This is a genomic window from Sphaerisporangium rubeum, assembly GCF_014207705.1.
GTDB lineage: Bacteria > Actinomycetota > Actinomycetes > Streptosporangiales > Streptosporangiaceae > Sphaerisporangium > Sphaerisporangium rubeum.
In genome coordinates this window covers 3,927,934-3,954,194 of the sequence record NZ_JACHIU010000001.1, presented here as the reverse complement: position 1 = coordinate 3,954,194, position 26,261 = coordinate 3,927,934, and the positions used below count along the sequence as shown (strand labels likewise).

Here is a 26,261-nt window from a genome sequence, read left to right as displayed (position 1 = left end):
CGCCCCGGACGGCGAGACCCCCGTTCGGCGTGGCCGCACGGGGGTCTCGTGGCGGGTCAGCTCGCCCAGTCGAGCAGTGGACGGGTGTTGCTCGGGTGGCGGAGCTTGGAGAGGGACTCCTTCTCCAGCTGGCGGATACGCTCGCGGGTCAGGCCCAGGTGCTTGCCGATCTCGTCGAGGGTGTGCGGTTTGCCGTCGACGAGGCCGAAGCGCAGGGCCATGATCTTGGCCTCGCGCGGGGTGAGGTTCCCCAGCACGCCGCGCAGCTCGGCGCCGAGCAGTTGGCGGTCCACCACCTCCGAGGCCTCGGGGGCGTCGACGTCCTCGATGAGGTCGCCGATGGTGGTCTCGCCGTCCTCGCCGATGGTGGCGTTGAGGCTGATCGGCTGGCGGCTGGTGCGCAGCAGTTCCTCGATCTGGTCGGGGGTCTTGTCGAGCTCCACGGCCAGTTCCTCGGGGGTGGGCTCGCGGCCGAGACGCTGGTGCATGTCGCGCTCGACGCGTGACAGTTTGGACAGCATCTCCAGCACGTGCACCGGCAGCCGGATGGTGCGGGCCGAGTCGGCGAAGCCGCGCTGGATGGCCTGCCGGATCCACCACATGGCGTAGGTGGAGAACTTGTAGCCCTTGGAGTAGTCGAACTTCTCCACGGCCCGGATCAGCCCGAGGTTGCCCTCCTGGACGACGTCCAGCAGCGCCATGCCCCGGTCGGTGTACTTCTTCGCCACCGAGACGACCAGCCGGAGGTTGGCCTCCAGCATGTGGTCCTTGGCGCGCCGGCCGTCGGCGGCGACCCATTCGAGGTCGGTGCGCTCCTCGCCGGTGAGGATCTCGTTCTCCAGCTTGTGCTCGGCGTACAGCCCCGCCTCGATGCGCTTGGCGAGCTCGACCTCCTCGGCCGCGGTGAGCAGCGTGCGGCGGCCGATCGACTTGAGGTAGGTGTGCACCGAGTCGCCCATGACCGAGGACTGGTCGTCGAGGTCGAGCGTCTCGCTCTGCAGCTCGGCCTCGTCGGGCTCCTCCCAGGCGTCCTCGGCGTCACCGGGTTCGCGGCCCTGCTCGGGACGGGGTGCCGGGACCTCGGCCGCGGCGGACTTGCGGGTACGGCGGGTGGCGGGCCGCCGTGCGCGCGCGGTCCCGCCGTCCGGCCGGCCCTCGCCGGTCGCGGCGCTCTCGGTGGCGGCGGCGCTCTCGGTATCGGGCCCAGAGGCGGGTCCTGTGGCGGGCTTGGCGGCGTGCTTCGTGGAGCTCACGGTGCGGGTCATTGCGGTCTTCGCGGTAGTCTTCACAGTGGTGCTCTTACGGGTCTTCCTCGCCGGGGCTCCGGTCCGCGTGGGCTGATCGTCCGCGGTGAGACTCACTCCGGCGTCGGTGAGCTGTCGCAGGATCGTCCGCCCTCGCGCGGGTGTGACCCGCGCCGTGTGGAACGCCTCGCGAAGTTCCGCGAGGGAAAGGTGACCTTGCGCTCGCCCGCGGTCGATGACCTGGGCGACGATTGTCGGGGTGGCCTCGCGCTCAGTCGAGGTCGCCACGGCGGTTCGGGGCATGAGCACACCTCCTCCGTCACGGAGTTCTCTACGTTCGATGGGGTGGCGCGGCATCCAGGCGCACCAGTATCAATAACGTTTCAGGACGCCGTTTGTTCCCGGCGTCCGCGTGGGGACCCATCGGCACCGCCGTCCTCTGTTACCCATCTTCCCTGGTCGCACTCCTCCTGCGGCGCGCGGGGTCCCCGCATGGCGAGAGGCGGGCCGCCCGCGGCGGCCCGCCTCTCGCGCTGGTAGCCCCTGGTGGCGGTGCGGTCGTCAGTCCTTCTTCTTGGGCTTGTCAGGCGTGAGGACCGGGATGGGGAGTGGCTCGGCGTCTTCCAGGCGCTTCTCGGTCCAGAACTCGGCGACCTTCTTGGGGTCGCCGTCGAGGTCCTCGCGGACCACGAACTCCTCGGGCGAGCGGGTCGGTTCGGCGTTCTGCGGGACCTCGGGGCCGGGGATGCGTCCCGGCGCCTCGCCTGGCGCGTCGGTCGAGGTGCCGCTGGGGCGTCCGTTGCCCAGTCCTCCCGAGGTGGCCGCGGCCGCGACGGAGATGCCCCCGGCGAGGATCACTCCGGCGATGCCGGCGGAGATCCACATGTTGCGGGTCGGCTTGATCAAGACGTCGTCCTTCCTGGGTCCGGTTCGCCGGTATGACGCGCCGGATGCGACTTCTGGTTCCCTTGACCGGACATTGTGGTCAAGATTCATCTTTCATGCCAGCAAAGCCGAAAATAGTACGACGGATGGCTACGAGGTCGTGTTTTCCGTTGGCGAGCAGGGGGAATCCGTCGAGCACCTCCAGCGCGCGCGGCGCCGCGTAGCCCGGCAGCGTCTCCTTGACCGCGGCACGCAGCTCCCCGAGCGTCGGCGGCGCCGCGGGATCGGCCGGGACGACGACCGCGACCACCTCCTCACCCCACTCCGGGTGCGGCCGTCCCATGACCACCGCGTCGCGTACCGCCGGGTGGCGCGTGAGCACCCCGGCGACGGGCCCGGCGGCGACCTTACGGCCGCCGGTGTTGATGACGTCGTCCGCGCGGCCGAGCACGAGCAGTCTGCCGTCCCGGAACTCTCCCACATCTGTAGTGACGTACCAGCCGCCTTCGAGGTTCGACGGCGCCGTCCCGAGCCGGTACCCGGAGAACAGCACCGGCCCCCGGATCCTGACGCGTCCGCCGGGCCCGATCGCCGCCTCCACGCCGTCCAGCGGCACGCCGTCGTACACGCACCCGCCGCAGGTCTCGCTCATGCCGTACGTCGTCACGACCCGCGTGCCGGCCTGCCGGACGAGGTCAGGCGGCGCGGCGGCGCCGCCGAGCAGCACGGTGCGGAACCGCGACAGGCCGGCGCCGTGGTCGAGCAGGCGCCGCAGCTGCGTCGGCACCAGGGACACGTGGTCGGCGCCGCTCGCGGCGACCGCGGCGGGGGAGAAGCGCTCATGGATCAGCGGCTCGGTCCCGGAGAGCACCGACCGGACCAGGACCTGCAGCCCCGAGACGTGCGACGGCGGCAGGCAGCACAGCCAGCGTTCCCCCGGCCGGGCCCCGAGCCGCCGCAGGGACGCCTCCGCCGAGGCGATCAGCGCGGCGGCGGAAAGCTCCACCCCTTTAGGGGTGCCGGTGGACCCGCTCGTCGCGATGATCACCGCCGTGCCCGGCGCCGCGGCCACGCCGCCGGGGTAGGCCCTGGTGCCCTCCGGTGTGACCACATGGGTGGGCCGCAGCTCCGCGAGCACCGCGCGCAGCGCCGGGCCCGGCAGCCCCGGGTCGAGCGGCAGCACGGCGGGGCCCTCGCCGCCGAGCGCCAGGCGTATCCGGTCGGCGAGGCCGCCGCCGGGGGGTGCCACCACCGCGTGCACAGGCCGCTCACTCACGGTCGTAAGGTTAGTCCCGTCGTATGCACGCCCCCGCCCGAGTCGCCGGCCGGGCGACGCGCAGGTGAGCGCAGGTGAGTGAGGAGCGAGTGTGACCGTGAGCACTGTCGACTGGAAGCGGTCCGGTGACTACGAGGACATCATCTACGAGACCGGCGAAGGCATCGCGAAGATCACCATCAACCGTCCCGAGCGGCGCAACGCCTTCCGCCCCACCACGCTGTTCGAGCTCCGTGCCGCCTTCGAGGCCGCACGGGACGACGGCGAGGTCGGTGTGATCATTCTCACCGGCGCCGGCACCGAGGCGTTCTGCTCCGGCGGCGACCAGAAGATCCGCGGCGACGACGGCTACGTCGGCCCGGACGGCATCGGCCGCCTCAACGTCCTTGATCTGCAGATCCAGATCCGCCGCCTGCCGAAGCCGGTCGTCGCCATGGTCGCCGGGTACGCGGTCGGCGGCGGCCACGTGCTCCACGTCTGCTGCGACCTCACCATCGCCGCCGACAACGCCGTCTTCGGGCAGACCGGCCCCAAGGTCGGCTCGTTCGACGGCGGGTACGGCGCGTGGCTGCTCGCCGAGACCGTCGGCCTGAAGAAGGCCCGCGAGATCTGGTACCTGTGCCGTTTCTACAACGCGGCCGAGGCCGAGGCCATGGGCCTGGTCAACAAGGTCGTGCCGCTGGCCGAGCTGGAGGCCGAGACCGTCCAGTGGTGCCGCGAGATGCTGGACAAGTCGCCGCTGGCGCTGCGCATGCTCAAGGGTGCCATCAACGCGGTCAGCGACGGCGCCGCCGGCATGCAGCAGTTCGCCGGGGACGCCACGCTGCTGTACTACATGAGCGAGGAGGCGCAGGAGGGCCGTGACGCGTTCAAGGAGAAGCGGCGTCCCGACTTCTCCAGATTCCCCCGCCGTCCCTAGATGACCTGTCTGCCCGTGCCCGCGACCCGGCGTCCCCGCCGGGCCCGTGGCGCGGCCGTGCCCGAGGAGGGCAGGTGAACCCCGCGACCGCGCTGTCGTCCGTGCTGGTCGACGAGCTGGTGCGCTGCGGCCTGACCGAGGTGGTGCTGGCCCCCGGGTCCCGCTCCGCGCCGCTGGCCATCGCCGCGCACGCCGACCCCCGGGTCCGCCTGCACGTGCGCGTCGACGAGCGGTCGGCGTCTTTCCTCGCGCTCGGCCTGGCCCGCAGGTCCGAGCGTCCGGTCGCGCTGGTGTGCACGTCGGGGACCGCCGCCGCCAACTTCCACCCGGCGGTGATCGAGGCCCACGAGTCCGGGGTGCCGCTGCTGGTGCTGACCGCCGACCGGCCGCCTGAACTGCGCGACACCGGTGCCAGTCAGACCATCGACCAGATCAAGATGTACGGCGGCGCGGTCCGCTGGTTCGCCGAGGTCGGCGTGCCGGAGGACCGTCCCGGCCAGGTGGCCTACTGGCGCTCGCTCACCTGCCGCGCCTACCAGCGGTCCCTCGGCCCCGGCGACCCGGGGCCCGTGCACCTCAACCTGGCGTTCCGCGAGCCGCTGATCCCCGACGGGGACGACACCTGGAGCGAGCCGCTCACCGGCGCGGCCTCCGGTCCGTGGGTGCGCTCCCGCGTGGCGCCGCCGTCGGCGGGCCTGCACGTCGCGCCGACGCGGCGCGGGGTGCTCGTCGTCGGCGACGGCGCCGCCAACGTCCGCCGGTACGTCGCCGCCGCCGGCATGGCGGGCTGGCCGGTGCTGTCGGAACCCACCGGCGGCGCGCGGTACGGCGACCACTCCATCTCGGCGTACCACTTCCTGCTCGGCATCCCGGAGTTCGCCGACGCGCACGTGCCGGACGTCGTGGTCACGCTCGGCCGGCCCACGCTGTCCCGGCCGCTGCTCGGCTGGCTCGGCCGCGCGGGGGAGCACATCGTGGTGAGCCCGGACATGTCCCGCTGGCCGGACCCGAGCCGGTCGGCCACCCAGGTCGCCCCCGCCGTGGAGATCCCGGTCGCCGCGGGGGACGACTCCTGGCTGCGGTCCTGGCGGTCGGCCGAGGCCGCCGCGCGGGACGCCGTGGACGCCGTGCTCGACGACTCCGGCATCAGCGAGCCGCGCCTGGCCCGCGACCTGGCCGAGGCGCTGCCCAACAACGCTTTGCTGTTCTGCGCGTCCTCCATGCCGATCCGCGACCTGGACCAGGCCATGCGGCCCCGCCGCGGCCTGCGGCTGCTCGCCAACCGCGGCGCGGCCGGCATCGACGGCCTGGTGTCGTCCGCGGTCGGCGCCGCGCTCGCGCACAACGGCCCCTCCTACGCGCTGCTCGGCGATCTCGCGTTCCTGCACGACCAGAACGGCCTGATCCTCGGCCCGCGCGAGCCGCGTCCCGATCTGTGCCTGGTCGTGGTCAACAACGACGGCGGCGGCATCTTCTCGCTGCTGCCGCAGGCCGGGCTCACCGCGCCGTTCGAACGGGTCTTCGGCACGCCGCACGGCGTCGACCTCGCCTACGTCGCCGCGGCGACCGGCACCCCGTACACGTTGCTCACCTCCGCCGGCGACCTGCCGAAGGCCATCAGAGGCGAAGGACCGCGTATGGTCGAGGTCCGCACCGACCGCGCCGAGAACGCCGCGGTGCACGTGGCGATGCGTGAGGCCGCGCAGGAGGCGGTGCTGGCTTTTCTCACGGCGACCGGCGAGTCGGAGCATCTCACCACATAGGCTGTGAGCCATGCATGTCGACGAATGGCTGCGGGCCATCGATCCCCTATGGATCTGTGCGCTCGTCGGGATGGTCATCGGCCTGGAGAGCCTCGGCATCCCGCTGCCCGGCGAGGTGGTGCTGGTCAGCGCGGCGCTGCTGTCGGCGCAGCACGTCGTCAACCCCCTGTGGGTCGGGGTCTGCGCGAGCGTCGGCGCGATCATCGGCGACTCCATCGGGTACGCCATCGGCCGCAAGGGCGGCCAGCCGCTGTTCGACCGGCTCGGCAGGCGGTTCCCCAAGCACTTCGGCCCCGCGCACCTGCAGAAGGCCAGGGAGTCGTTCGACAAGTGGGGCATGTGGGCCGTGTTCTTCGGCCGGTTCATCGCGTTGCTGCGCATCCTCGCCGGGCCGCTCGCCGGCGCGCTGCGCATGCCGTACTGGCGTTTCCTTGTCGCCAACGTGCTCGGCGGCATCCTGTGGGCCGGCGGCACCACCGCGGTGATCTACTACCTCGGCATCGTGGCCGAGCGGTGGCTCAAGGGCTTCTCCTGGGTCGGCCTGGTGGTCGCCGTCCTGTTCGGCATCGGCACCACGCTGTACATCAAGCGCCGCGCCACCCGCGCCGCCGCCGCGCACACCGCGGACGCGAGCGACACCGGCGACGCCGAGGAGCCGGCGCCGCCGGACCCGGCCGCCAAGGCGGTTCCCGAGGCGGCCGGCTAGGCGTCACCACTGCGTCTCGCCGGGGCCTGGCATCACCGGGTCCTGCGGCGTTCCGTGACGCCGCGCACCCTTTCCGTGATTACGCGAAACAAAGACGTAACACATATTGATTGACGGTTAATCTCGCTGGTCCGCGGGGTTACCCCGGAATCCTCTGTCGTGTCCGTCCCAAAAGCGGAACGAGTGTCGAAAAGAGGCCGTACTCCGGCGGACAGTAAATACTCACCATCGCGGGCCTGACTGTTCTTGTAAACATGCTGACAGTGACGCCTGCCTGCTCAGGAAGGCCATCTTACGCGCCGAGGCGCGAGGGAGAGTCGATTCCTGTTCGGCCGTCATTCGATCCGGTGATTTCGGACCCATCGGCCGGATGGACGGGTCCCCTGGCCCTGTTTAGCGTGGTTCTCGTCACCGATATGGCCCGCTCCCGCGGGTGAGAATGGGAGAGCAGATGGCGACAGAAGAACCGCTCCGCCTCGATCTGGACACGCTCGACGTGATGACGGTCGAGCTCCCCGGCGAGGACCTCGTGAAGGCCCTCGGCATGGGCCTCGGCAACACCGAGGTAGGCGCTTCGGGTATCACCGGCCGTACCAGCTGGCTCATCTGAGCGTCCCGGACATGGTCTCGACGCGTCGTGGCCTGCCGGGACGCGTCGAGATCGGCGCGCCGGGACGCACGGCGGACGCGGCAGTGGTCGCCAGGGCCGCCGCGCTGCCGGTGGCGGCGCTCGCGCAGCTGAGATGCGCGGCCACATGGCGGAGCGTCCAGGAGATCCTCGCGGTCCGCGACCGGCTGGCCGCCGAGGGGAGGCGGCTGGCGGGGGAACTCGAACCGGTGATCGGCGCGGCAGGCCCGGGCCCGGTGCGGCCGGCGCTGGTGGCGTTGCGGCGCGCGCTGTACAACGCGAAGCGGCCGGGACGCCGCGCCTGGCCGGTGGAGATCGGCCACGGCCTCGATCCACGCGTCGCGGCCTGGGTCGCGGACCTCGACCGGCACGACGCGCTCGTCACGCGGCTGCCCGGCCTGCTCGACCAGGAGCGCCGGGACGCCGGCGAGGCGCTGCGCCGGTGGGCCGGCACCGACGCGTTCCGCTTCGGCGTGCTCCAGGCGGGACCGGAGATGTCGGCCGCGCTGAGCCGCTGGCTGGCCGGGCCGGCCGGCGGCGTACCGCCGCGCCAGGTCGCGCTACGGCTCACCCGCTATCTGGCCCGCGTGGTGGCGAAGACCAGCCCGCACGCGACCTTCATGATGGCGGCGCTCGGCGAGTGGAGCGACGACGGCGAGCCGGTCCGCTGGGACGGGCCCTGGGAGTGGCGCGGCGCGGTCGAGCCGAACGTGCCGCTGCTGCTCGGCCTGCTCACCGGCCTCGCGCGAACCGACGACACGCTCGCGGCCCTCTTCGACGTGCGGCCCAACCCGAGCCTCGACGAGGACGACGGCCGCCTTTGGTACCTGACCGGCCAGGAGGACGTCTACCGCGGCGTCGCCGCGTCCGAGCCGCTCCGGCGGCTGCTGAGCCCGCCGCACGACGATCTGCGTGTCCGGGCCGGCGGCGCGTTCGGCCGGCTGGCCGGCCTCGGCGTGCTGGAGCTCCGTCCCCCGGTCGCCGACCAGGCCGCCGCGCATCTCGCCGGCCTGGCCGACCGGCTCGGCACGCATCCGGCAGGCAAGGCACTGGCCGCCGCGCAGGAGGCGCTCACCCGTTACCCGGAGGCGGCCGGCGTGCCGGAACGTGAGGCGCTGCGGCGTGAGGTCCGGTCCGCGTTCGCCGCGCTGGCGGGAAACGACGCCGACCGCCTGCCTGATCGCAACCTCTTCCACGAGAACGCCGTGCTCACCACCCCCGGACCGTGGCTCGGCCTTGCCGCCTGGCGTCCCGCTCTCCGCGATCTGCACGTGATCACCGATTTCGCGGCCGTGTTCGACCGGGACGGCGTCGCGAGGCTGCTCGCCGCCGACCTGTTCGCGGAGTGGTTCGGCCCCGGCGAGCAGGTGCCGTTCGGCCGGTTCCACCGGACGCTCGCGGAGCGGACCCACCGAGCGGCCCCCGGCACCCCGGCCGGCGAGCTGCACGCGCTCATGTACCCGTGGCAGGAGCGGCCCCCGGCCGGCCGCACCCCCGCCGTTCCCCGGCTCGGCGAACTCCAGGACGCCAGGACCGCGGCGCTGGCCGCGGTACGCGGGCCGCTGCGCGAGACCCCCGGCACACTGACCATCGATCCGGAGGTGCTGGCCGGCTCGGCGGCCGGCCGCCCCGCGTTCGTCCGTCCGGTGGGGTCGCTGTCCTGTTTCGTGCAGACGATCGGCCCGCCGGACGGCACGCCGGTACGCCTGGTGCTGAACGGTCTCGGCCCGGGGCACGGCGCGATGCGCAGCCGCGTGCACCGCCTGCTGCGGGTCGCCGGCGTTCCGGTGGGGGAGAACCGCCTCCTCGGTACGGAACGCGGCACGCCGGTGGAGATCACCGGGCTGTTCGGCAGCAACGTCAACCTGCGTTCCCCGGTGGCGGCCCAGGAGCTCGGCTATCCAGGCGCGGTTCCGCGTGGTCCGGACACGTGCGCCATGGGGGACCTCGCGGTCCGGCACGAGCCCGGTGGCCTCGTCCTGACGCACATGACGTACGGCACCCGGCTCATGCCGGTGTACACGGGAATGGTCGCTCCCATGCTGCTGCCGCGTACGGCACGCCTGTTGCTGCAGGTCTTCGGTGACATGCCGAGCCCCGTGACGGACCTGGAGTCGGTCTTCTCCCCGCGGCCCGAGTCCGTGCCGTCCCACGTCGTGCGCAGGGGCCGGGTGACGGTCGGCCGGGTCACCGTGGCGCGGGTCGCCTGGTATGTCCCGAGTCGCCAGATCCCGCGCCGGGGCAAAGGCGACTCGGAGGCGGCACACCTGCTGGCGCTCGCCGGGTGGTTCGCCTCTCACGGCCTGCCGGAACGGTGTTTCGTCTCCTCGTCGGCCCCCGGCACACAGGTCCGCGAGCGGCTGCGCCTCGCGCGGCACGCCAAACCGACATATCTCGATCTGGCCGACCCCGCGCTGGTCGCGCTGTTCGACCGAGGGCTGGACACCAGCGGGCCGATGGTCGTCTTCCATGAGCTGCTGCCGGACTTCGAGGCGGCCGTCGTCATCGCCGGCGGCGGCGAGCGGTCCGGCGAGCGGCCCGGCGAGCGGCCCGGCGAGCACCGCCATGTGACCGAGTACGTGGTCGAGGTGAACCATGACTGAGGCCATGACCGACCGCTGGATCTCGCTGCACGCCTTCCACCGGGCCGGCACCGACCTGCTGCTCACCACGGCCGTCGACGGTCTGGTCGGAGAGCTGGATCCGCGGCTGGAGGGGTTCTTCTTCCTGCGGTACTGGGAGGGCGGCCCGCATCTCCGGCTCCGCCTGCTGCCGCGTGACGCCGGCGACGCCGCGACGATCGGGAAACGTGCCACCGCCGTACTGGAGGAGCACCTCGTGGCGCATCCGTCGGCCGGCACCTGGGACCGTGAGCACTACGCGCTGCTGGCGCGGGAGTTCGCGCGGCGCGAGGGCCTGGCCGCGTACGACGAACGGCTTCGTCCCGACGACCACGTCGAGGCCGTCGCCTACCGGCCGGAGTACGCGACGTTCGGCGGGCCGGAGGCCGTCACGGCCGTCGAACGGCACTTCACCGACTCCAGCCGGATCGCGCTGGCGATCCTGCGCGCCGAGCCCGACCACCGGCGGCGCCTCGGCCACGCTCTCGCCGCGACGATGCTCACCCTCATGGCCGGGGAACCCGACCCTCGCCGCCTCGGCCTTCTGCTGACCCGGGAACGCGGCCGCTGGGATCCGGCTCCGGCTCGCGCACGGCAGGCGGAGATCTTCGCGAGCCGGCGCGAAGCCCTCGTCGCACAGGCCGAGCGCTGCCGAGCCGTCGCCTCCCGCGCCGTCATGTCCGGGGACCACCCACCGGCCGGCCGTGCCGGTGGGCCGCCTCCGCAGGAATCTCACGCCGGGGCCTGGTGGCGGTCGATCGGCACCCTGCGGCGGCGGCTCGACGCGCTCCGGCGGGCCGGCCGCTTCGGTCCGGCCCGACAGGACACGAGCCTCCGTGTCCCCGGTGGTCCTCGCCTTGACGGCCCCGCCGACGCGGCACGGGACGACGTCCTGATCGTGCTGGACCGGTGCGTCCACCTGTTCTGCAACCGGCTCGGCCTGTCGATCGCCGAAGAGGCGCACCTGCGGTACCTGAGCGCCGCCACCCTGCAGGCGCAGGCGCGGAAAGAGGAGAGGCCATGAGTGACGTCACCTGGCGCGCCGTCCAGATCCGGTACTACGACCAGGACAAGGACGGCCTGATCCTGGACTGCGTCCGGCCGCTCCTGCGGCGCCTGGACGGCCTGGTCCAGCGGCCGTACATCGTCCGCCACTGGCGCCAGGGCCCTCACCTGCGGCTCAACTTCCGAGCGGCCACGGGGGACTGGGACCGCGAGATCCTCCCTGCCGCCACCGAGGCGATCACCCGGTATCTGCGTGAGCACCCGTCCACCACCCGCCTCGACGAGCACGAGCATCTCGCCGCGCACCGCCTGCTCGCCGTGCGGGAACACGAGACCGGGCCGCTGTCGCCGTGGTACCCGGACAACTCCCTGCAGACCGAGCCGTACGACGACCGGCTGCGCGTCTTCGGCGGCCAGGTGCTGGCGGACCTGATCGACGAGGCCGCCGCGGAGAGCACCAGGCTCGCGTTCGGCACGCTCGACCGGGTCCGGCGGGGCGAGCTCGCGCTGTTCACGGCCGTCATCGACCTCATGGTCGCCGTGGCCCACGTGAGCGTCCCCCCGATCGCCCGCGGGTACATGTCGTACCGCTCGCACGTCGAGGCGGCCGCCTCGTGCTGCGAGGACCGCGACGCGCTCATGGCGGCGTTCGAGGCCCGGTACCGCCAGAACGCCAGGCAGATGCGCGCGACGGTGACCGGCGTGGTCGCGGCGATCGACGCCGGCGACCCGCCGCCGCACGTACGCGACTGGATCGCCTTCACCCGCCGCCAGAAGGAGACGGCTCTCCCGCTGCTGGCCCGTAAGGAGATCGACCTGGACTTCCCCGACCAGCCCGTGGTCCAGCGCCACCCCGTCGGCTATTTCGACGTGCTCATGTCCACCGGCCGGTTCCGGAGCGAGGTTCTCGAATCGGACTGGTTCCTCGCTCATCGCCTCGTGGTCAACATGCTCTACGCGCACCTGGCCCGGCTCGGTGTCACCGCGATCCAGCGGCACCTGTTCTGCCATCTGATCGCCTCGGCGGTGGAGGAGGAGTACGGGGTGTCTCCGTTGGAGAAGGCGCGCGACTACCTCCTCAGCCAGAACTCCGGCTGATCTACTTTGTAAAAGGCACCTGGGTGGTCACGACCCCTGTCCGCCTGCTGCCGGACCTCCGTCACCCGGCCGGCTGTCCCGGTTCAGCGCTCGATGAGCGTGACCTCCAGCGAGTAGTGCGTGGCACGGTAGACATGCGACCCGTGCTCCACGGCCCGTCCCTGGTCGTCGTAGGTGGTGCGCGTCATGGTGAGCAGGGGAGCGCCGCGCCGCTCGTCCAGCAGCCGGGCCTCGACGTTGGTGGCGGCCTTGGCCCCGATGCGCTGGTTCGCGACGCGCATGCGGACCCCGGCGGCGCGCAGCAGCTCGTACAGCCCGCGTTCCTCCAGTGCCTGCGCGGTGAGCGGCCCGAGCCCGGCGGGCAGCCAGTTGTGCAGCACCGCCAGCGGCTCCCCTGAGGCGTACCGCACCCGTTCGACCCGCACCACCGGCGTGCCGGCCGCGACCCCGAGCACCGCGGCGATCGCGTCGTCGGCCCCCACCGCCTCCAGTGCCAGCACCCGCGTTCCCGGCTCCTGCCCGGCGCGCCGCAGGTCGTCGTACAGGCTGGTCAGCTCCACCGACCGCTTCACCTGTCCGTGCACGACCTGCGTGCCGACGCCGCGTTTGCGCACCAGCAGGCCCTTGTCCACGAGGTACTGGATCGCCTGCCGGATCGTGGGCCGTGACAGCCCGAGCCGGTCCGCCAGCAGTATCTCGTTGTCCAGCCGCGCACCCGGCCCCAGTTCGCCCCGCTTGATCGCCTCGGCGATCTGCTCGGCCACCTGGAAGTACAGCGGCACCGGGCTCGACCGGTCGAGATCGATGTCGAGTCGAGTGCTCATCGCGTACTCCCGGCTCCGTGACCGACCGCTTACGGTGAGAGGCTAGCGGACGTCAGAATGTCCTGACAAATTCTGACCCAAGTGAACCGTGCAGGTCAGGAAGACCCCTTATGCCGCGGCACACGGAGCGGAACGGGTCGCGGACGCCGGCCGGTGAGCGGGGCCGTGGCGTGCGGCGCGGGCCGCCGGCTCAGCCCTCCAGGGCCTGGCGCATCACGCGGAACTTGGCCTGGGCCTCGGCGAGCTCGGCGGCGGGGTCGGAGTCGCGCATGATGCCGCAACCGGCGAACAGGCGTGCGGTGGGGCCGGTGATCTCGGCGCTGCGCAGGGCGATGCCCCATTCGCCGTCGCCGCGCGCGTCGATCCAGCCGACCGGGCCGGCGTAGCGGCCGCGGTCCATGCCTTCGAGCCGGCGGATGACGTCGAGGGCCACGGCGGTGGGGGTGCCGCCGACGGCGGCCGTGGGGTGCATGGCGGCGACGACGTCGAGCACGGAGGCGCCGTCGGACAGGCGGCCGTGCACCCGGCTGGCCAGGTGCTGGACGTTGGGGAGGGTCAGCAGTTCCGGTTCGTCGGGGACGGTCAGCTCCGCGCACAGGGGGGCGAGCGCGTCGCGGACCGAGGCGACGGCGCAGACGTGCTCGTGGCGGTTCTTGGGGGAGTCGAACAGGGCCTGGCCGCGTTCCTTGTCCTCGGCGGGGGTGGCGCCTCTGGCGGTGGTGCCGGCGAGGACAAGGGACTCGATGGCCTGGCCGGTGTGGCGCACCAGGAGTTCGGGGGTGGCGCCGACCAGGCCGTCGCAGGAGAACGTGTAGCACTCGGGGTAGGCGCGGGCCAGGCGGTCCAGCAGCAGCCGTACGTCGATGTCGCGTTCGGTGGTGGCGACGAGGTCGCGGGCGAGCACGACCTTCTCCAGCCGTCCCGACCGGATCTCGCCGACGGCGCGGGCCACCGCGTGCTCCCACTCCGGCGCGGTGCGCGAGCCGTCGGCGTACAGCACGCCGCCGGGGCTCTCGGGTGGGGCCATCAGGTCGATGGGGGGGTCGCCGACGGTGGTCAGCCACGCGCGGCCGTCCCGGCGGCCGAGCACGATGCGAGGGACGACGAGCACCGAACCGGCGGAGGCCGGGTCGAAGGTGAACGAACCAAACGCGACCGGACCCGAGCCGGGGACCAGGACGTCGTCCTCGACGCGGGTCCCGGCGAACACGCGCGCCAGCCAGCGGCGTGCCCAGTCGAAGCGTCCCGCACCCGGCGGCACCGTGGCTCTGGCCGCCTCTCCCCAGGCGACCAGGCCGTCCCCCTGGTGGATCCAGGCGTACGGGGGTGCCTGCGGCAGGCGGGCGACCAGGTCCTCCGGGTCGTGAACGGGAATGGTGCGAACCAGCGGGGGGCGGGTCATCCCGAGCGCGACACTCACCTTGCCCACCTTATGCGGAAACTGAACACGTTCGACATCGGGGGCACCTCTCACAGCCGGGTGGGGGGAAGGTGATGTCGGGCCGTCTCCGGCTGCACACGCGCTCCTGCCCTGTCAAGCCGCGATAGGAACTTGGTCAACGGTAGCAACGCCTTGCTCAGAGGTAATAGAGCAGGTCGTCGCCGATCTCTACCTTGGGTGCTCGTTCTTCCGATCTCTCCCGTAGATCGTGTCCCAGGTGAGGTGCCCATGGTCAAAAGGATCGCGTTCGTGCTCGCCGCCGCGGTGGCGGGGGCTCCGGGTACGGCGGTGGCGCTCGCCGCCGACCCGGTCCCGCCGGTGATGGCGGCGCTCGGCGACTCGATCAGCGCGGGGTTCAACGCCTGCGGCTGGTACGTCTCGTGCACCTCGCGGTCCTGGTCGGCGGGTGACCACCCGGGGGTGAACAGCCACTACCTGCGGCTGCTGGCCCTCGGCCCGGCCATCAAGGGCCACAACCGCAACTTCGCGGTCCCCGGGTCGACCAGCGCCGACATGGCCGCGCAGGCGCAGAAGGCCGTGGCCGCCAAGGCCGGGTACGTCACGCTGCTGATCGGCGCGCAGGACGCGTGCGTGGCGAGCGAGTCCAAGATGACCCCGGTGGCGACCTACCGCGCGCGCATCGACCGCGCGCTGGCGGTGCTCGCGCCGTCCGGGGCGAAGGTGTTCGCGGCCAGCATCCCCGATCTGAAGCGGCTGTGGCGCATCGGCAAGGACAACGTCCTGGCCAAGTCGTTCTGGGCGATCGGCGGCATCTGCCCCACAATGCTGGCCAATGCCGGTTCCGACGCCAAGAAGGACAAGGCGCGCCGCGACCGTGTGCGTGAGCGGGTGCAGGAGTACAACGCGCAGATGGCCGAGGCCTGCGCGGCGTACGGCCCCGGCTGCCGGTACGACGGCGGCGCGGTTTTCTCCTACCCGTTCACGCTGGACCACGTGAGCAAGTGGGACTTCTTCCACCCCAACGCCGACGGCCAGCGGGCCCTGGCGCAGGCGACGTTCACGAACGGCTTCTCGTTCGACCGCTCGCCGCTGGCCCGCGAGGACCCTCTGGCACAGCGCAAGCCCGAGCAGGACGCGCCGGAACAGCGGACGCCGCCGGAGGAGGAGCCGGTGCCGCCCCCTTCGCCGTCCGCGACACCAAAACCGTCCCTGCCGGCCGACGGCGCGATCGCGCAGTGGCCCGCCGCCGGTTGGAGCACTCAGTGATCTACATCGTAAAGGCGCCAGGTGGAGATCAGATTCCCTTGGCAATTTCCAACCCCGTCACCCACGAGGTGGCAGTGGCGGCACGGTGAGACGCGGCCGGTCGGCCGGGTTGGGGGTGTGCGGGGGACGTTCGGCCAGGGCCTCCAGCGCGAGATCGACGGCGCGTTCCAGCTGGGAGTCGACGCCGGTGGCGTACTCCTGCGGGGTGATGTCCACCTCGACGTCGGGGTCGGTGCCGTAGTTCTCCACGCGCCAGCCGACGTCGTCGAAGGCGAAGGAGAACTCCGGCTGGGTCGTGACGGTGCCGTCGGCGAGCCGGTGACGGGGCCAGATGCCGATGACGCCGCCCCAGGTGCGTTTGCCGACCAGGGGGCCGAGCTTGAGCAGTTTGAAGGTGTGGCTGAAGATGTCGCCGTCGGAGCCGGCGAGCTCGTTGGTGATGGCGACCATCGGGCCGCGGGGTGACTCGGCGGGGTAGGGCTCCGGCACCCCCCAGCGGGGGAAGTCGTAGCCGAGTCTGCGGCGGGCGAGTTTCTGCAGGAGCAGGCCGGAGACGTGGCCGCCGCCGTTGAAGCGGACGTCCACCACCAGGCCCTCGCGGTCGTGCTCGGCGAGGAAACCGCGGTGGAACTCGGCGTAGCCGAGCGGGCCCATGTTGGGGATGTGCAGGTAGCCGACGCGGCCGCCGGTGCGTTCGTGGACGCGGGCCCGGTTGGTCTCCACCCAGTCGCGGTAGCGGGCCGGTTGTTCGTCGGACATGGCCTTGACGGTGACGGTGCGCGGTGGGGTGTCACCGCGCCTGACGGTGAGTTCGATCTCCTGGTCGGCCTGGTTGACCAGGAGGCGAGCGGGGCCTTCGGGGGTGGTGGCGGGCTGGCCGTTGACGGCGGTGACCGTGTCGCCTGGTCGTATGCCGAGGCCTGGACGGTTGAGGGGGGAGGTGGCTTCGGGGTCCCAGGGGTCGCCGTGGACGATGTGGGTGATGACGTGCGCGCCGTCGCGGTACTCGGTGTCGGCGCCGAGCAGGCCCTGCCAGTAGTGGGGGCTTTCGCGGTATTCGCCGCCTGCTTCGTAGGCGTGGGAGGTGCCGAGTTCGCCGTGGAGTTCCCAGAGCAGGTCGGAGAACTCGCCGCGGGTGGTGATCTTGTCGACGAGGGGGAGGTAGCGGCGGTAGACGCCGTCCCAGTCGATTCCGGCCATGTCCTCGGCCCAGAAGTGCTCGCGCTGGAGGCGCCAGGCCTCGCGGAACATCTGGCGCCATTCGGCGTCGGGGAGCACGGAGACCTTGACGCGGTGCAGGTCGATCCAGCCGGAGGTGCGGGTGGTGGCGTCGTCGTCGGGGGGTGTGTCGCCGGCTTTGACGACGCGCAGGCGGTTGCCTGAGCGCAGGAGCAGGGTGGTGCCGTCGTGGCCGAGGCGGAAGTCGGTGACGTCGCCTGTGATGGTGTCGACTTTGTGTTTGCGCAGGTCGTACGCCTGGAGGGTGGCGCCGGTGTGGTCGGCGTACTCGTCGGCGCGGCTGCCGGTGACCTGGTGGACGGTGAACAGCACTTTGTCCTTGAGACCGGCGATGCGGTGGTAGCGGCCTTCGGGGACGGGGAAGGCGATGACGCGCCGTTCGATGCCGTCCAGGTCGATGCGCAATCCTTCGTCGCCGGCGTCGTTCCCGGACTCGTCGCCGGTCTGGTCCTCGGTGTCGTCCGCCGGGGTGCCGGCGTCGTCCTGGCCGGGTTCGCCGGTGGATGTCTTCTTGCCGTCGTCGCCGGTGAGGGGCTGGGGTTCGGGGACGAACGGTGAGGGGACGTCGTGGCGGAGGGTGACGGCGTAGGGGCGGGTGCCGAGGGGGAAGCCGAGGTCGAACTGCAGGGCGTCGTAGACGGGGTTGAAGACGCGTTCGCCGATGAAGTAGAGGTAGCGGCCTTCGGGGTCGAAGGCGGGCATGCCGTCGCGGAGGACGGGGCGGGTGACGCGGTGGGTCCGGCCGGTCGTGGTCTGGTAGAGCTTGATGGCCGTGGTCTGGGCCGATTCGGGGCAGGCGTAGGCGAGCCAGTCGCCGTCGGGGGACCAGGTGAGGCCGGTGATGCGGGAGTAGGGGCTGTGGTCGGCGACGGTGAGGGTGGGTTGATCGCCGGGTCCGGCGGGGAGGTCGATGACGAGCAGTTGGTTGCGGTGGTTGGCGAGTGCGACGCGGTCGGCGCCGGGTGACACCTCCAGGTTGATGGCGCGGCCGGTGTCGAGGCCGGTGAGGCGGATGGGGTCGGCGCTGCCGTCGGCGGTGAGCACGACGAGGGTTTCCCATTCGGTGTCGTCGCTCGCGGCGGCGATGAGCCGGTCGTGGCCGGGGAGCCAGCTGAGCAGGCGGTAGCGGACGCCGTCGGGTTCGCCGTGCTGGCGTACGGGGCCTTCCCAGTTGCCGAACGAGTAGGCCTTGCCGCGGGTGGTGACGGCGAGGCCGCTGCCGTCGGGGGCGAGGCGCGCGCTGTCGAGGTAGCGCGCGGCGGAGGCGAAGCGGCGGTTGCGCTGGGTGCGTGAGCTGCCGAGTCTCACGTCGAGGCGCCGGGGTTCGCCTTCGGCGGGGTCGAGGAGGTAGAGGTCACCCGCGGAGTGGTAGACGAGGCGGGTGCCGTCGCTCGAGAGGTTGCGTGCGTAGTATTCGCCGTGGTCGGTGTGGCGGCGCAGGCCGGTGCCGGTGGGGGTGCAGGAGTAGACGTTGCCGATGCCTTCGTGGTCGGACAGGAAGTAGACGCGGTCGCCGGCCCAGCAGGGGGAGGCGAGGTTGCCGGCGAGGGCGATGAGCCTGGCGAAGTTGCCGTCGCCTTCTCTGTCGATCCACAGGTCGCCGACGGTGCCGCCGCGGTAGCGCTTCCATCGTGCGGGGTCGGCGGTGTTGCGGCCGAGGACGACGGCGCCGCCGGGGCCGTAGGCGATGGTGTTGGCGGGGCCGTGGGGGAGTGGCCGGGTGTGTCCTTGTGTGTCCACGCGGTGGAGGTGTTTGCGGCGGTTGAACGGCTGGCGTGCGTCGCTGGCGTAGATGACGTCGCCGTCGGGGGACCAGGTGGTGACGGTGCAGAGTGCCGCGTCGTAGGTGAGGCGGCGTGCGGGGCCGCCGTCGGCGGGCATGATGTAGACCTCTTCGGGTCCTTCTTCGCAGCCGACGAACGCGAGCAGGCCGCCGTCCGGTGAGAACCGGGGGTAGGTGGCCTCGGCGAGTCCGGCGGTGAGGCGGTGGGCCCGTCCTCCTTGGCTGGACACCGTCCACAGGTCGTCTTCGGCGGTGAACGCCACCAAATCCTCGAAGATCGCGGGAAACCGGATATATGCGGACATCGATCCTCACGTTCGTTCCGGAGCGTTCTGCACTGCTGGCGGCCATCTTTCCGGCTGCACGCCTCCTCGTGGTAACCGCACCCCTACATTCCGCCGCCTTCCATGATCCGCCGCCGCGGTCGCCACGTCGAGGCCCCGGCCGGTGACGCGCCTTGGAGGTGTCCCGGCGCGTCACCGGCCACCGGCGTGAACGGTCAGTGGGCCGGTGAGAGGTAATCCCTGAGGTGCCGGGCCGTGAGGGTGGCGGCGCCGGCGACCAGGTCGGCCGGGGTGCCGGTGAAGACGACGTGGCCGCCGTCGTGACCGGCGCCGGGGCCGAGGTCGATGATCCAGTCGGCGTGGGCCATGACGGCCTGGTGGTGTTCGATGACGACGACGGTGTTGCCGGTGTCGACAAGGCGGTCCAGCAGCGCCAGCAGGCGGTCCACGTCCGCCAGGTGCAGGCCCGTGGTGGGTTCGTCCAGGACGTACACGGCGGACTTCTCGGCCATGTGGATGGCCAGCTTGAGGCGCTGGCGCTCGCCGCCGGACAGCGTGGTGAGGGGCTGGCCGAGGCTGATGTAGCCGAGGCCGACGTCGGCGAGACGGTTGAGTATGGTCCTCGCGGGGCCGGAGGTGAAGAAGTCGCGGGCCTCGGCGATCGGCATCAGCAGGACCTCGCTGATGTTCTTGCCGTTCAGTGTGTGGGTGAGCACCTCGGGGGTGAAGCGCCTGCCTTCGCATTCTTCGCAGACCGACGCGACCCCGGCCATCATCGCCAGGTCGGTGTAGACCAGGCCGAGGCCCTTGCAGGTGGGGCACGCGCCTTCGGAGTTGGCGCTGAACAGGGACGCCTTGACGCCGTTGGCCTTGGCGAACGCGGCGCGGATCGGGTCGAGCAGACCGGTGTAGGTGGCGGGGTTGCTGCGCCGTGAGCCGCGGATGGGGGACTGGTCGGCCACCACCACACCGTCGTGGCGGGGGAGGTAGCCGTGGATGAGCGAGCTCTTTCCCGACCCCGCGACGCCGGTCACCACGGTCAGCACCCCGAGGGGGATGTCGACGCTGACGTCCTTGAGGTTGTGCAGGGTGGCGCCGGTGATGGACAGCTTCCCTGTGGCCGTGCGCGGCGTGTCGCGCAGCGTCACCTTGTGGTCCAGGTAACGGCCCGTGAGGGTGCCGGACCGCCTCAGGTCGCGCACGGTCCCGGCGAAGACGACCCGGCCGCCGTCCGGGCCGGCGCCGGGGCCGAGGTCCACGACGTGGTCGGCGATGGCGACGACCTCGGGCTTGTGCTCGACGACGAGCACCGTGTTGCCCTTGTCCCGCAGCAGCCGCAGCAGGGTGTTCATGCGCTGGATGTCGTGCGGGTGCAGCCCGGCGGTCGGCTCGTCGAAGACGTAGGTGACGTCGGTGAGGCTGGACCCGAGGTGGCGGACCATCTTGACCCGCTGGGACTCGCCGCCGGACAGGGTGAGGGAAGGACGGTCCAGACTGAGGTAGCCGAGCCCGATCTCCACCAGGTTGTCCAAGGTGCCGCGCAGGCCGGTGAGCAGCGGCGCCACCGACGGCTCGTCCAGCTCGGCGACGAACCGGGCCAGGTCGCTGATCTGCATGGCCGAGCACTCGGCGATGTTGCGGCCCTGGATGGTGGACGACAGCGCCGCGGGGTTGAGCCGCGCTCCCTTGCACTCGGGGCAGGTGGCGAACGCCACGGCGCGGTCCACGAACGCGCGGATCTGCGGACGCATCGACTCGCGGTCCTTGTTCAGCAACAGCCGCCGCACCTTGACCGCCAGTCCCTCGTACGTCATGGTCGAGCCGCCGACCTTGATCGACGTGGCGGGCTTGAACATCAGCGCGTCCCACTCCTCGGGAGACAGGTCGCGCAGCCTGACGGCCGGGTCGAAGAACCCCGACGAGGCGAGGATCTGGAAGTACCACCCGCCGACGTCGAACCCCGGCACGGTGACCGCGCCGTCGTTGAGCGACCGCTCGACGTCCACGAGCTGGTGGACGTCGATGTCGGACACCTCGCCGAGCCCTTCGCAGGCCGGGCACATGCCGTCCGCGGTGTTGAAGCTGAACGCCGACGACGTGCCGATGTGGGGGGTGCCGAGCCGGCTGTAGATGATCCGCAACATGGTGGAGGCGTCCGTCGCGGTCCCCACCGTGGACCGCGAGTTGGCCCCCATGCGCTCCTGGTCCACCACGATGGCCGCGCTGAGATTGTGCAGCGCGTCCACATCGGGCCGTCCGAGACTCGGCATGAACGACTGCACGAACGCCGTGTACGTCTCGTTGATCAGCCGCTGCGACTCCGCCGCGATCGTGCCGAACACCAGCGAACTCTTCCCCGACCCCGACAGTCCCGTGAACACGGTGAGCCGCCGCTTGGGAATGTCGAGCGAGACCCCCGCGAGATTGTTCTCCCGCGCACCCCGCACCTGGATCACATCATGGCTGTCGGCCACATGATCCGTGCCTTCCACGTCCTGGTACGTGAACAGCTCCGCGACCTCGCCGGGCCGGGCCGGAATATGCGTCATCGTGGCCTTTCTCATGAGGGAGGACCGCCGGACGAACTCCGGCGCCACTTCGATTCTCCCATTGACCTGATCATGAAGACTTCATCGCCGACTTCCTGCGAAAACAACGACTGATCTCACCAAAAGTCTCAAACATCACGTCAACCGGTCCTCCTCCGGCCAAGTGGCGCCGGCCACCGGGAAACCTCGTGGGAGGCAAGGGGAACGGCGAAAGACACAGGATGAAGAAGCAAGGGTGAGCATCCCGCCGCCGAGAGAAGCCCGGGAGGAGGGCCGACGGCGTGAGGCAGGAGGTGGTGGAACGGGGGATGGACGTAGAGAGAAGCGGGTGGTAGGTCCCGCCGTCCGCCGTGGGGGAAGTGCGGGGAAGGTGAGGCGGACGGCGGGAAGTAAGAGGGAGCGCGAGCGGGAGATAGGTCCCGTCGTCCGCGTCGGGAAGGCGAGGCGGACGCCGGGAGGCAGGCCGGGGGTGGTGGAGCCGGGGAATGGGTCCCGCCGTCCGCCGTGGGGAAGCGTGGGGAAGGTGAGGCGGACGACGGGGAGTAAGAGGTGGGCAAGCGGAACCAGGTCCCGCCGTCCGCCGTGGGGAAGGCGAGGCGAACGGCGGGAAGTCGAGGTGGGAAGCGGGAGAAGGTCCCGCCGTCCGCCGTGGGGAAGGTGAGGCGGACGACGGGAAGTCGAGGTGGGGACTCGAGGTGGTGGAAGGCGTCGCCACGGCAGGGCCGCCGCCGCGCGTCTACCTCACTCCCGGCTCCGGCTCTGGCTCCGCGATCCCTGGCTCGTCACTGCCGGTGACGGGCCCGCCGGTGGTGCGCCGCCTGCCGGTGCCGGTGAGCGGCCGGTGGGGGGACGGCGGGAGGTGAGCAGCGGCCAGGAGCCTGGGGGGACGCGGTGGAGATGCGGCCGTTCGCGGATCCGCAGGGGCGCCGGACTCCGGCCCGGTGGGAGGCCCGGGGCCGGAGGCGGCAGGGAAATGCGGAGTAAAAAGAATCTCCTGGAAAGGCTAAAGATCTTCATGGTGGGCAGAAAGCTCGGCACATACCTTGCGTTGCCGGGAGGCGCAGCATGCCTTGGTCGCAGGACGAGGAGCGGATGCTCGCACAGATCGAGCGGTACCTCAGCGACGACGATCCGCGACTTGCGGCACGGCTGGAGTCCTTCAACGAGCGTGCGAGCCGCGAGCACACCGGCCGCCGTAAGCGCGCGCCGCGGGCCCGCCGCCGGATGGGACGCTCCACGGTGATCATCTTGGTGAGCTGGCTGCTGATCGCCACGTTGATCACCACGCTGCTCATCTTGGTGTTCCGCCACGACGCCGCCGCCCTTCCTTTGTGACATCGGAAACCTCACCGCCTCACCGCTCATCGAGGAACTCGCTCGGTCGGGGACCGAAGGGCCAGGTGGTGCCGCGCGCTCCTGTGGTGTCGAGATCGCCGTCTCACCGGTCATCTTGGACCGGTGGGGGAGTGAGGTCCTAGGTGGTGCTGGGTGGTTCTGTGATGTCGGTATCGTCCTTTCATCGGTCTCCGAGAGGTTGGGCCGGTGGGGGACTGAGGTCCCAGGTCGTGCTGCGAGTCGCTGTGGTGCCGGGATCCTCCTTTCATCGGTCATCGAGGGGTTGGACCGGTGGGGGACTGAGGATCTAGGCGGTGCCGGGTGGTCCTGGGATGTCGGCATGGTCGGCTCACCGGTCTCCGAGGAACTCGACCAGCACGGGGGTGAGGATCTCGGGGGGGACCACGTGTTCCTCGCCGGGGAGCACGTGGAGGCGGCCGTGGGGGAGGGCTTCGGCGAGGCGCTGGTTGGTGGTGAGCATCCAGGACGGGCTCTCGCCGCCGGTCAGGACCAGGGTGGGGGCCGGCACGGTGCCGGGGAGATCAGGGGGGAGGGTGCCGCCGGTGGCGTCGGCCATGACCTCGGAGTCGTAGCGCAGGGTGTGGGCTCTGGACTCCATGGCGGGCCACCAGGGTTCGTGGCGCATCTGGCGGACCTCGTCGCCGGAGACGCCGGTCAGCCGCATGAACGACTCCACCGCGTCAGCGCGCCGGCCGGCGGACAGCAGGGCCGTGACGGTGGCTGCCCACCGGCGGGCCTCGCGGCGGAGTGCGTCGTCGTCGGGGTTGTAGGGCGGCTCGTGCAGCACCAGGCGGGTCACCGGCAGGCCGTGCGCCGCCGCGCGTAAGGCCAGCGCCGCCCCCGACGAGTGGCCGTACACCGCGGCCCGGCCGCCGGCCTCGTCGATCAGTGCGGCCAGGTCGTCGATCTCGCGCTCCACGGCGTACGGCTCGGTGTCCCCGCTGGCTCCTCGGCCGCGGCGGTCGTAGTTGAGGACGGTGAAGTGCCACGCCAGCGCCTCGGCCGTGGGCCGGGTGGACATCTGGTCGCACAAGGCGCCCCCCACCACGATCACCGGCGGCCCGTCGCCGAGCCGCTCGAACGCGATGACGGTGCCGTCCGCCGAGATCACCTTGGCCATCCCAGATCCCTTCGTTCATGTGTTCGAAAGGAGCCTGCCACACCCCACCGACAATTTCCGGCGGCCACCATCACGGCAGGTCACGGCCTCGGGGTCAGCGCGTGTTGAGCCGTGCGGCCTGCCGGGTGAGGTGGTCGCGTTCGGGGACGCTCTGCGCCTGGCCGGCGGCCTCGGCGTACAGGCGTGCGGCGGTCGCCGGGTCGCCGTCGCGTTCGTGCAGGTAGGCCGCGACGGCCGTGTAGCGGGGGAGGGAGGGGTCGAGCTCGGCGAGTGCGGCGAGACCGGCTCGCGCGCCGTCGGCCTCACCGACCGCGACGGCACGGTTGAGGCGGGCCACCGGGTTGCCGGTGAGGCGCACCAGTTCGTCGTACCACTCGACGATCTGCACCCAGTCGGTCTCGGCGGCGACCGGCGCGTCGGCGTGCAGCGCGGCGATGGCCGCCTGGGCTTGGAACTCACCCAGCCGGTCACGGGCCAGGGCCGCCTGGAGCACGTCGACGCCTTCGGCGATCAGGCGGGTGTCCCACAGGGTGCGGTCCTGCTCGGCCAGCGGCACGAGCCTGCCGCCGGGACCGGTCCGCGCCGTACGCCGTGCGTGGTGGAGCAGCATGAGCGCGAGCAGGCCCGCGACCTCCTCATGGCTGGTCATCGCGGCCAGCCGGCGGGTGAGCCGGATCGCCTCGCGGGCCAGGTCGACGTCGCCGGAGTAGCCCTCGTTGAAGACCAGGTACAGCACGCGCAGCACCGTGGCGAGGTCGCCTGGCTGGTTGAGCCGCACATCCCAGACGGTGCGCTTGGCCCTGCTGATCCGCTGGGCCATGGTCGGCTCCGGCACCAGGTAGGCCTGTGCGATCTGGCGCGTGGTCAGGCCGCCGACGGCGCGCAGGGTGAGCGCGACGGCCGAGGCCGGGGTCAGGGACGGGTGCGCGCACAGGAAGTACAGCTGGAGCGTGTCGTCGGCCGTCTCGCTCGGACCGGGGGCCGGTTCGCTGTCGAGGCGTGTCTCGCGCTGCCGCCGCGCGGTGTCGGCGCGGGAGGCGTCGAGGAACTTGCGCCAGGCCACGGTGATCAGCCATTTCTTGGGGTCGTGCGGCGGGCCGTCCGGCCAGACGCGTACGGCTTCGACCAAGGCATCCTGCACGGCGTCCTCCGCCGCCGCGAAGCCGGCTCCGCGGCGCACGAGCACACCGATCACCACCGGAACCAGCTCCCGCAGCAGCGGCTCGTTCACTCGATCACCCGTGAGTGCTCGGCCAGGAACGGACGCAGCTCGAGCCACTCGTGGATCGGCCTGCCTCCCGCACCCGGTGCCGCGGACAACTCACCGGCCAGCTCCAGTGCCCGCTCGTAGGTCTCGACGTCGATCACCATCCACCCGGCGATCAGGTCCTTGGTCTCGGCGAACGGGCCGTCGGTGACCGGCGGCCGTCCCTCCCCGTCGTAGCGGACGAACGTCCCTGCCGGGGAGAGCCCCTGACTGTCGACGAACTCACCGGTGTCCTTCAGCCTGGCGGCGAAGTCCACCATGTACTGCACGTGCGCCGAGAGCTCGTCCGGCGTCCACTGGTCCATCGGCACGTCGTTGACCGGCGCCGGCGCGCCTCTGTAGTGCTTGAGCAGCAGATACTTGGCCATCATGTTTCTCCTGTGTGCGGTGCGGCCATTGTGGCCGGGTCCGTGAGCGGGACGGAACCACAGGCGGGTCCGTGCCGTCTCCTGGCGGACCGCGGTGATCGACCCGGTCACGGGGGGCCGCACGCCGTTCAGGCACGTCGCCGTTCCTCCCGCCGCCGGACCAGTTCCTCGACCGGGGTCGGCAGGGTGGTCTCGAAGTCGATCAGCTTCACCCAGGTCGGGGTCACCACGATCCGGACCATGCCGTCGTGGTAGAGGGACCGCACCTCGGCCTCCCACTCGACCCGTTGCTCGGGTGACATGTCGTAGGTGCTGGTCGTCTTGAGATATTCGTCCGGGATGTCGTCGACGGGGTCCAGCTCGGCCCGGCCGCGGATGAGCAGGATCTTCGGCGGGTGCGACTCGGTGTCGATCGTGAAGGCGACCATCGGGTTCACGCTCAGGGACCGCAGTTTCGGCGCGTTCTTCGGGGTGCACACCACGATCCGCGAGCCGTTCCAGGTGAAGATGATCGGGATGTTGCGGGGGGTGCCGTCCGCGGCGACGTAGGCCATGCGGGTCACGTCGCGGGCCAGCAGTTCCCGGCTGATCGGCCGGTTCAGGATCTCGTCGATCTCGTACGGTTCCACGGTCGTTCCTTCTCGTGTGGTGGTCTTCG

The 26,261-nt window shown here is 71.5% G+C and carries 20 protein-coding genes; 9 read left to right on the top strand and 11 right to left on the bottom strand.

The window, feature by feature from the left end; translation table 11 throughout:
- Positions 1 to 56: 56 nt before the first annotated feature.
- The 3 genes from BJ992_RS17060 to BJ992_RS17050 all read right to left on the bottom strand — a co-directional run bounded on the left by BJ992_RS17060 (position 57) and on the right by BJ992_RS17050 (position 3,405).
- Positions 57 to 1,547 carry an RNA polymerase sigma factor gene (locus BJ992_RS17060; protein ID WP_184982141.1) on the bottom strand — a complete coding sequence of 497 codons (1,491 nt, stop codon included), beginning with the start codon at positions 1,545 to 1,547 and terminating at the stop codon, positions 57 to 59.
- Positions 1,548 to 1,805: 258 nt separating this feature from the next.
- On the bottom strand, positions 1,806 to 2,150 hold the full coding sequence (locus BJ992_RS17055; protein WP_184982140.1) for a hypothetical protein: 345 nt from the start codon (positions 2,148 to 2,150) through the stop codon (positions 1,806 to 1,808).
- Positions 2,151 to 2,229: 79 nt separating this feature from the next.
- On the bottom strand, positions 2,230 to 3,405 hold the full coding sequence (locus tag BJ992_RS17050) for an AMP-binding protein (protein ID WP_184982138.1): 1,176 nt from the start codon (positions 3,403 to 3,405) through the stop codon (positions 2,230 to 2,232).
- Positions 3,406 to 3,502: 97 nt separating this feature from the next.
- On the opposite strand from BJ992_RS17050, the gene menB reads away from it, so the two are divergent.
- The 7 genes from menB to BJ992_RS17015 all read left to right on the top strand — a co-directional run bounded on the left by menB (position 3,503) and on the right by BJ992_RS17015 (position 12,145).
- Complete coding sequence (gene menB / locus BJ992_RS17045; RefSeq protein WP_184988312.1) at positions 3,503 to 4,324, top strand: 1,4-dihydroxy-2-naphthoyl-CoA synthase; 822 nt, start codon at positions 3,503 to 3,505, stop codon at positions 4,322 to 4,324.
- A gap of 74 nt (positions 4,325 to 4,398) precedes the next feature.
- Positions 4,399 to 6,087, top strand: coding sequence for a 2-succinyl-5-enolpyruvyl-6-hydroxy-3-cyclohexene-1-carboxylic-acid synthase (menD, locus tag BJ992_RS17040; RefSeq protein ID WP_184982136.1), 1,689 nt, complete (start codon positions 4,399 to 4,401; stop codon positions 6,085 to 6,087).
- A gap of 10 nt (positions 6,088 to 6,097) precedes the next feature.
- Positions 6,098 to 6,793: a DedA family protein gene (locus tag BJ992_RS17035; RefSeq protein ID WP_184982134.1), complete on the top strand. Its 696-nt coding sequence runs from the start codon at positions 6,098 to 6,100 to the stop codon at positions 6,791 to 6,793.
- Between the two features lie 451 nt (positions 6,794 to 7,244).
- Positions 7,245 to 7,403 carry a hypothetical protein gene (locus tag BJ992_RS17030; RefSeq protein ID WP_184982132.1) on the top strand — a complete coding sequence of 53 codons (159 nt, stop codon included), beginning with the start codon at positions 7,245 to 7,247 and terminating at the stop codon, positions 7,401 to 7,403.
- Between the two features lie 11 nt (positions 7,404 to 7,414).
- Positions 7,415 to 10,024 carry a lantibiotic dehydratase family protein gene (locus BJ992_RS17025; RefSeq protein ID WP_184982130.1) on the top strand — a complete coding sequence of 870 codons (2,610 nt, stop codon included), beginning with the start codon at positions 7,415 to 7,417 and terminating at the stop codon, positions 10,022 to 10,024.
- Positions 10,017 to 11,066, top strand: a complete 1,050-nt coding sequence (locus BJ992_RS17020) for a lantibiotic dehydratase C-terminal domain-containing protein (protein ID WP_184982122.1) — start codon at positions 10,017 to 10,019, stop codon at positions 11,064 to 11,066. The genes BJ992_RS17025 and BJ992_RS17020 overlap by 8 nt, the downstream gene beginning before the upstream one ends.
- Positions 11,063 to 12,145, top strand: a complete 1,083-nt coding sequence (locus BJ992_RS17015) for a thiopeptide maturation pyridine synthase (protein WP_184982120.1) — start codon at positions 11,063 to 11,065, stop codon at positions 12,143 to 12,145. Before BJ992_RS17020 ends, BJ992_RS17015 begins: the two co-directional genes overlap by 4 nt.
- An 83-nt stretch (positions 12,146 to 12,228) precedes the next feature.
- Here BJ992_RS17015 and BJ992_RS17010 read toward each other — a convergent pair whose 3' ends face one another.
- Complete coding sequence (locus BJ992_RS17010) at positions 12,229 to 12,969, bottom strand: GntR family transcriptional regulator (protein WP_184982118.1); 741 nt, start codon at positions 12,967 to 12,969, stop codon at positions 12,229 to 12,231.
- A gap of 190 nt (positions 12,970 to 13,159) precedes the next feature.
- Positions 13,160 to 14,389, bottom strand: a complete 1,230-nt coding sequence (locus BJ992_RS17005; protein WP_425503672.1) for an isochorismate synthase — start codon at positions 14,387 to 14,389, stop codon at positions 13,160 to 13,162.
- A 249-nt stretch (positions 14,390 to 14,638) separates the two neighbouring features.
- On the opposite strand from BJ992_RS17005, the gene BJ992_RS17000 reads away from it, so the two are divergent.
- Positions 14,639 to 15,637, top strand: a complete 999-nt coding sequence (locus BJ992_RS17000; RefSeq protein ID WP_184982116.1) for a GDSL-type esterase/lipase family protein — start codon at positions 14,639 to 14,641, stop codon at positions 15,635 to 15,637.
- Between the two features lie 57 nt (positions 15,638 to 15,694).
- Here BJ992_RS17000 and BJ992_RS16995 read toward each other — a convergent pair whose 3' ends face one another.
- Both BJ992_RS16995 and BJ992_RS16990 read right to left on the bottom strand, forming a co-directional pair.
- Positions 15,695 to 18,964: a S41 family peptidase gene (locus tag BJ992_RS16995; RefSeq protein ID WP_184982114.1), complete on the bottom strand. Its 3,270-nt coding sequence runs from the start codon at positions 18,962 to 18,964 to the stop codon at positions 15,695 to 15,697.
- A 194-nt stretch (positions 18,965 to 19,158) separates the two neighbouring features.
- Positions 19,159 to 21,492 (bottom strand): ATP-binding cassette domain-containing protein, encoded by a 2,334-nt coding sequence (locus BJ992_RS16990; RefSeq protein ID WP_184982112.1) that lies wholly within the window; start codon positions 21,490 to 21,492, stop codon positions 19,159 to 19,161.
- 1,065 nt (positions 21,493 to 22,557) lie between these two features.
- Here BJ992_RS16990 and BJ992_RS16985 point away from each other — a divergent pair.
- On the top strand, positions 22,558 to 22,827 hold the full coding sequence (locus BJ992_RS16985; protein ID WP_184982110.1) for a DUF3040 domain-containing protein: 270 nt from the start codon (positions 22,558 to 22,560) through the stop codon (positions 22,825 to 22,827).
- A 349-nt stretch (positions 22,828 to 23,176) separates the two neighbouring features.
- On the opposite strand, the gene BJ992_RS16980 is transcribed toward BJ992_RS16985, so the two are convergent.
- The 4 genes from BJ992_RS16980 to BJ992_RS16965 form a co-directional block, all read right to left on the bottom strand.
- On the bottom strand, positions 23,177 to 23,968 hold the full coding sequence (locus tag BJ992_RS16980) for an alpha/beta fold hydrolase (protein ID WP_184982108.1): 792 nt from the start codon (positions 23,966 to 23,968) through the stop codon (positions 23,177 to 23,179).
- Between the two features lie 94 nt (positions 23,969 to 24,062).
- Positions 24,063 to 25,199 (bottom strand): DUF6596 domain-containing protein, encoded by a 1,137-nt coding sequence (locus tag BJ992_RS16975; protein ID WP_184982106.1) that lies wholly within the window; start codon positions 25,197 to 25,199, stop codon positions 24,063 to 24,065.
- Positions 25,196 to 25,603: a YciI family protein gene (locus BJ992_RS16970; RefSeq protein WP_184988306.1), complete on the bottom strand. Its 408-nt coding sequence runs from the start codon at positions 25,601 to 25,603 to the stop codon at positions 25,196 to 25,198. The genes BJ992_RS16975 and BJ992_RS16970 overlap by 4 nt, the downstream gene beginning before the upstream one ends.
- A gap of 128 nt (positions 25,604 to 25,731) precedes the next feature.
- Positions 25,732 to 26,232 (bottom strand): pyridoxamine 5'-phosphate oxidase family protein, encoded by a 501-nt coding sequence (locus BJ992_RS16965; RefSeq protein WP_184982104.1) that lies wholly within the window; start codon positions 26,230 to 26,232, stop codon positions 25,732 to 25,734.
- Positions 26,233 to 26,261: the final 29 nt, after the last annotated feature.